Origin of the sequence: Aeromicrobium sp., assembly GCF_025965075.1 — a bacterium.
Classification (GTDB): Bacteria; Actinomycetota; Actinomycetes; order Propionibacteriales; family Nocardioidaceae; genus Aeromicrobium.
On the sequence record NZ_JAOPXQ010000186.1, the window covers coordinates 1 to 5,627 of the forward strand.

Genomic DNA, 5,627 nt, shown 5'->3' on the forward strand with positions numbered 1-5,627 from the left:
TGGATCGCCTTGACCCGCGCCAGCCGCTTGAGCGTCGGCGAGAGGTCATCGCCCGCGATCAGGCTCATCGCCGACCGCAGCTCGTGGATCAGCTGCTTGAGCCACAGCTCGGTGACCTGGTGCTGGATGATGAACAGCATCTCGTCGTGGTGGTCCGACACGGGCTGCTGCGCCGACAGCAGCGTCGGCAGCTGTAGATAGCTCGCGTACGTCATCTCGCCGCGCAGATCGGTCGCGACGCCCTCCTCGATCGGGCGGTAGGACTCGCTGCTCTCAGTCATGATTGCCACGGTAGGCCCTCCTCGCGTGACAGGCTGTGTACATGGCTCTCATCGAGGCGCGGGGACTCGGCAAGACGTACGGGGCCAAACGGGCGGTCGACGACCTGTCGTTCGTCGTGCGGCCGGGCAGCGTGACGGGATTCCTGGGACCCAACGGCTCCGGCAAGTCCACGACGATGCGACTCATGCTCGGGTTGGACAACGGCGACGGCTCGACGACGTTCGACGGGCGGCGGTTCGGCGACCTCGAGCACCCCATGCGGCACGTCGGCGCGCTGCTGGAGGCCAAGCCGTTCCACCCCACCCGACGCGCGCGCAACCACCTGCGGATGCTCGCGGCGTCCAACCGGATCCCCGACAGCCGGGTCGACGAGGTCATGGGGCTGGTCGGTCTCAGCACCGTCGCGAAGGGCAAGCCCGGCAAGTTCAGCCTCGGCATGGGCCAGCGGCTGGGCCTCGCGGCGGCGCTGCTGGGCGACCCGCACACGCTGATCCTCGACGAGCCCAGCAACGGGCTCGACCCGCAGGGCATCCACTGGCTGCGTGACCTGCTCAAGCACCTGGCCGGCGAGGGCCGCGCGGTGTTCGTCTCGAGCCACCTGCTGCAGGAGATGGCGGTGCTGGCCGATCAGCTCGTCGTGATCGGGCGGGGCCGCATGCTGGCCAACGGGCCGGTGTCCGAGTTCATCTCCCGCAGCAGCCTGGGCGCGGTCGAGGTCCGCAGCCCCGACGCCGCGGTGCTCGCGCCCCGACTGACGTCGCTCGGCGCCGAGCTGACGAGCGAGGGCGACGTCCTGGTGGCCCGCGGCCTCAGCGCCGAGCAGATCGGCGACGAGGCGCACGCCGCCGGCGCCCGCCTGCACCAGCTCGTCACACGGCAGGCGACGCTGGAGGAGGCGTTCCTCGAGGCGACGGGGCTCGCCGAGGAGTTCCGCGGGGGTGGCGAGTCATGATCGACGCCCTCCGCTACGAGTACCTCCGCCTCCGCACGATCCGCTCGACGTACTGGCTGATCGGCTCGGCCATCGTCTTCCAGCTCGTCATGTCGATCGTGCTGGCCGCGTCGATCTCGTCCTCCGACTCGTTCACCGGGGGCGACAACACGTTCGAGATCATCGCGACGATCGGGGCGTCGAGCGGGTTCGCGCCGTTGTTCATCGCGTACATCATCGGCCTGTTCGGCGTGTTCTCGATGGGCCATGAGTACCGCCACGGGATGATCCGCGCGACGCTCACCGCGATCCCACGCCGGACGCACGTGCTCGCGGCCAAGGTCGTAGCGACCACCGTGGTGTCCGCGCTGGCGGCGCTGGTGTGCATCCTGGTCGCGCTGCTCAGCATCGTGGCGTTCGGGCTCGACCTGCCGACCCTCGAGGCGCTCGTCGACCTGGGGCTCGGAACCGTCGTCTTCACGGTGCTGTTCGCCCTGTCGGGGCTGGCGTTCGCCGCGATCACCCGCAACCAGACCGCCGCGGTGGCGCTCCTCCTGCTGGTCCCGTCGGTCCTGGAGTCGATCGTCCGGGCCATCGTCATCGCGATCAAGGGCGCGTCGGACGAGCCGGGGGAGGACGGCGGGTTCATCCAGATCCTGAAGTTCCTGCCGTACGACGCCGGCGGCAAGCTCTACACCCGCGCCTCGCTCGACGACCTGCTGTCGTTCCTCGGCTACACCCCGTTCGGGCCGGTCGGCGGTGGCATCGTCATGGCGGTCTTCGTCGCGGCCCTGCTCGCGGCCTCGTACGTCCTGTTCGTCCGGCGCGACGCCTGACATGGCACCCGGCGGGTCCCCGGGACACCCGCCCGGGTGCACCGCCATGATGTGACGGTGCCTGACCCGACCTCGATGACCACCGCGCACCACGACCGCCTGCGCGCGGCGGGGGTCGAGGCGTCCTCGCTCGACCGGGCGACCTGGACCCTCGTCACCGACGCGATGCCCGACTGGTGGCACGACGGCGGCAACGCGCTCTACCTCGGCGACCGGGCCTGGCTGCCGGACCACGTCATGGCCTCGCTCGCCCTGATCCCGGTCCGCGACGTCCTGATCGTCGTCGGCGGGCCGATGGAGTGGCTGTCGTCCCTGCTGGTCGGCGGTGACTCGGCGACGGTCTTCCTGGACCGCAGCTGCGTCCTGACCGCGGGCGAGCTCTACTGCGGCGCGGACAGCCGGATCGTGCTGCACGGCCCCCTCGTCGCGACCCGCAGCGCCGTCGTCGACGCCCGCAACGGCGGGAGCATCGTGGCGGAGTCGGACCAGCTGTGGGCGGCTGGCGTCTACCTGGCGACCGACGACATGCACCGGCTGGAGGACCGTCGCACGGGGGAGCGGATCAACCCGTTCGGTGCGCACATCCGCCTCGGCCGGCACGTGTGGCTGGGGCGGGACGTCGTCGTGACCGGGCACGTCGAGATCGGCGAGGGCTCCGTCGTGGGGATGCGCAGCCTGGTCCGGGGGCAGAAGGTGCCGCCGTTCACGGTGTCGGTGGGGACGCCGGCGCGGGTCGTCCGCGAGGACGCCACATGGAGCCACGGCGACGTGCCCTGACGGTCCCGTCGACACCCGAAAAGTGCCGGAGTGACGGGCATCACATCGCCACGTACACTCGGCCCATGGGTCGTAGCAACGATCTCGCGATGCCCCCGGGAGCCGATCCGGCCGCACTGTCGAGGTACCTCAATCTCGCGCACGACGCATTCGTGTCGACGGGACGCGGCGATCCGTCCCTGCGGCGGCTCGTGCTCGAGTCGTGGCGGCGCAGCGTCGAGGGTGGCCTCGATCCCGAGCAGGCGCTCGCGGCGATCCGGCTCGACGACGACACGCTGTCCGACATCCGCGACTCCCACCCCCTCGCCGCCGGCATGCCGGTCATCCGCCGCTTGCTGGTCGAGGGTGCCGCGGACGCGGGCCTGCTCGTCGCGGTCAGCGACGCGGCCGGGCAGCTCCTGTGGGTCGAGGGCAACGCCTCGCTGCGGGCGCGGGCCGAGGGCATGCACTTCCTGCCCGGCGCCGACTGGAGCGAGGCCAGCGCCGGCACCAACGCGCCGGGGACGGCCCTCGCGCTCGACCGGCCGGTGCAGATCTTCGGGGCCGAGCACCTCGCGCGCCAGGTCACGCCGTGGAGCTGTTCCGCGGCGCCGATCCACGATCCCGACACCGGTGCGATCCTGGGCGTCCTGGACCTGACCGGCGGCGACGAGGTCGCGACACCGCAGAGCCTCACCCTGGTCCGGGCAACCGTCGCGGCGGTCGAGGCCGAGCTCCGGATCGAGCGGCTCAGCCCGCGCCGGGGGCCGCACGTCTCGGTCAGCGGGTGGACCCGGCCGTCGCTCGAGGTGCTGGGCGGGCACGGCGCGACCCTGCGCCACGGCACCACCACGACCCGGCTCAGCCTGCGGCACAGCGAGATCCTCCTGCTCCTGACGGAGTCGGCCGACGGCCTGACGACCGCCGAGCTCGGCGTCGCGCTCAGCGAGGACGAGCAGGCCCAGGTCACGGTGCGGGCCGAGCTCTCCCGGCTGCGCGGCTCGCTGGGCCCCATCGAGCTCGCCTCACGGCCCTACCGGGTCACGTCCCCGGTCGACACCGACATCGCCGGCGTGCGCGCCGACCTCGAGGCGGGCCTCCTGCGCCGCGCGGTGGGGCGTTATCGCGGGCCCGTCCTGCCGTCCTCGACCGCCCCCGCGATCGAGCAGCTGCGCGACGAGCTCCACATGCACGTCCGGTCCTACCTGCTGGCGTCCGACGACGCCGATGCGCTGCTGTCGTTCGCCGACACGAGCCACGGCCGGGATGACTTCGAGGTCTGGGAGCGGGTCCTCGCGATCCTGCCGCCGGGGTCGCCCCGCCACGCGCAGGTCGAGGGCCACGTGGCCCGGCTCGACCGCGAGCTGGGCTGAGGCGACCGCCCCGCAACAGTCATGCAACCGGGTTGCAACGCGGCTGTGACTACCGTCACACCATCCCCGAGCCGCAAGGAGCACCACCCATGACTGTGTACGCCCAGCCAGGAACCGACGGAAGCGTTGTCTCCTACCAGAACCGCTACGACCACTGGATCGGCGGCGAGTACGTCGCCCCGGTCAAGGGCCAGTACTTCGAGAACATCTCCCCGGTCAACGGCAAGGTGTTCTGCGAGATCGCCCGCGGCACTGCCGAGGACATCGAGGCCGCGCTGGACGCCGCCCACGCCGCCGCGCCCGCCTGGGGCAAGACGTCGGTGGCCGAGCGGGCCAACATCCTCAACCAGATCGCCGACCGCATCGAGCAGAACCTCGAGATGCTCGCCGTCGGCGAGACGTGGGACAACGGCAAGCCGGTCCGCGAGTGCATGGCGGCCGACCTGCCCCTCGTGGTCGACCACTTCCGCTACTTCGCCGGCGCGATCCGCGCCCAGGAGGGCTCGCTGTCGCAGCTCGACGAGCAGACCGTGGCGTACCACTTCCACGAGCCGCTCGGTGTCGTCGGTCAGATCATCCCGTGGAACTTCCCGCTGCTGATGGCGACGTGGAAGCTCGCCCCGGCGCTCGCGGCCGGCAACGCCGTGGTGCTCAAGCCCGCCGAGCAGACCCCGGCATCGATCATGCTGCTGATCGACCTGATCGGTGACCTGCTGCCGGCCGGTGTCCTCAACATCGTCAACGGTTTCGGCGTCGAGGCCGGCGCACCGCTCGCCTCGAGCAGCCGGATCCGCAAGATCGCCTTCACCGGCGAGACGACGACGGGCCGCCTGATCGCGCAGTACGCGAGCCAGAACCTGATCCCGGCGACGCTCGAGCTCGGTGGCAAGAGCCCGAACATCTTCTTCGAGGACGTCGCGAGCAAGGACGACGCGTTCTACGACAAGGCGCTCGAGGGCTTCGCGATGTTCGCGCTCAACCAGGGCGAGGTCTGCACGTGCCCCAGCCGCGGCCTGATCCAGAACTCGATCCTCGAGCAGTTCCTGCCCGACGCGACACAGCGCGTCAAGGCGATCGTCCAGGCCAACCCGCTCGACACCGACACCATGCTCGGCGCCCAGGCGAGCAACGACCAGCTCGAGAAGATCCTGTCCTACTTCGAGATCGGGGTGCAGGAGGGCGCCAAGGTCATCACCGGCGGCGAGCGCGTCGACCTCGGTGGTGACCTGTCGGGCGGCTACTACGTCGCTCCGACGATCTTCCAGGGACACAACAAGATGCGAATCTTCCAGGAGGAGATCTTCGGCCCGGTCGTGTCGGTCACCGGCTTCGACGACTACGCCGACGCGATCGACATCGCCAACGACACCTTGTACGGGCTGGGTGCAGGGGTCTGGTCGCGCGACGGGAACACCGCGTACAAGGCCGGCCGCGACATCCAGGCCGGTC

The 5,627-nt window shown here is 70.8% G+C and carries 6 protein-coding genes; 5 read left to right on the forward strand and 1 reads right to left on the reverse strand.

Annotated elements, in window-relative coordinates:
- Nucleotides 1-281, reverse strand: a 281-nt coding sequence (locus JWQ91_RS11240) for a tryptophan 2,3-dioxygenase family protein (RefSeq protein WP_297783784.1), incomplete at its 3' end; no start/stop codon positions are given.
- A 41-nt stretch (nt 282-322) separates the two neighbouring features.
- Here JWQ91_RS11240 and JWQ91_RS11245 point away from each other — a divergent pair.
- The 5 genes from JWQ91_RS11245 to JWQ91_RS11265 form a co-directional block, all read left to right on the forward strand.
- Nucleotides 323-1,234 carry an ATP-binding cassette domain-containing protein gene (locus JWQ91_RS11245; protein WP_297783787.1) on the forward strand — a complete coding sequence of 304 codons (912 nt, stop codon included), beginning with the start codon at nt 323-325 and terminating at the stop codon, nt 1,232-1,234.
- Nucleotides 1,231-2,049, forward strand: coding sequence for an ABC transporter permease (locus JWQ91_RS11250; protein WP_297783789.1), 819 nt, complete (start codon nt 1,231-1,233; stop codon nt 2,047-2,049). Before JWQ91_RS11245 ends, JWQ91_RS11250 begins: the two co-directional genes overlap by 4 nt.
- A 57-nt stretch (nt 2,050-2,106) precedes the next feature.
- On the forward strand, nt 2,107-2,826 hold the full coding sequence (locus JWQ91_RS11255; RefSeq protein ID WP_297783792.1) for a hypothetical protein: 720 nt from the start codon (nt 2,107-2,109) through the stop codon (nt 2,824-2,826).
- A gap of 65 nt (nt 2,827-2,891) precedes the next feature.
- On the forward strand, nt 2,892-4,178 hold the full coding sequence (locus JWQ91_RS11260) for a GAF domain-containing protein (protein WP_297783795.1): 1,287 nt from the start codon (nt 2,892-2,894) through the stop codon (nt 4,176-4,178).
- 89 nt (nt 4,179-4,267) lie between these two features.
- The coding region (locus JWQ91_RS11265; RefSeq protein ID WP_297783800.1) for an aldehyde dehydrogenase family protein at nt 4,268-5,627 on the forward strand (1,360 nt) is incomplete at its 3' end.

Excerpts from the sequence above, each read along its gene's own strand:
- JWQ91_RS11245 (WP_297783787.1), top strand. The coding sequence starts at position 323 with ATGGCTCTCATCGAGGCGCGGGGACTCGGCAAGACGTACGGGGCCAAA.
- JWQ91_RS11260 (WP_297783795.1), top strand. The coding sequence starts at position 2,892 with ATGGGTCGTAGCAACGATCTCGCGATGCCCCCGGGAGCCGATCCGGCC.
- JWQ91_RS11250 (WP_297783789.1), top strand. The coding sequence starts at position 1,231 with ATGATCGACGCCCTCCGCTACGAGTACCTCCGCCTCCGCACGATCCGC.